The following is a 430-nucleotide window of genomic DNA, read 5'->3' on the forward strand; positions in this document are numbered from 1 at the left end:
TTAGTTTAGAATATTCTAACTTTCCATCATTATCTTTTACTTTAGAAGTTGTTAGGGTCATATTATGTATATTTATGAAATTAGCTCCATCTACTGTTATTCCATTTTCATTTGATAATATTACTGATAAATCGTTTTTACTTAGAGCTTCTATTGTTCCTTTTAATTCACTTTTATTTTGCCCTGTAACGTCAAAAAGAGCAACCTTCGCTACTCCTTCCTTTAAATTTTTATTTCCTTCTACTGTATCATTTATTAATTCACTTCTAGAATCTTCATATTTATTATTTATTACTGCCCCATTTTTATCAACTGAAAAATCTTTAAATTTAGAGTGTGATACTCCTTTTTTAGTTGGTGTTGCTATATTTACTATTTTAGTACCATTTTTTTCTTTTAAATAGGCATCTGTATCTTTGTCTACTACTAT

At 26.5% G+C, this 430-nt stretch carries 1 protein-coding gene; it reads right to left on the reverse strand.

The features are described 5' to 3' along the window. A partial coding sequence (locus AWT72_RS08890) for a two-partner secretion domain-containing protein (RefSeq protein ID WP_197407676.1) occupies positions 1-430 on the reverse strand: 430 nt, incomplete at both ends.

Source organism: Oceanivirga salmonicida (assembly GCF_001517915.1).
In the GTDB taxonomy this organism is placed as follows: Bacteria; Fusobacteriota; Fusobacteriia; order Fusobacteriales; family Leptotrichiaceae; genus Oceanivirga; species Oceanivirga salmonicida.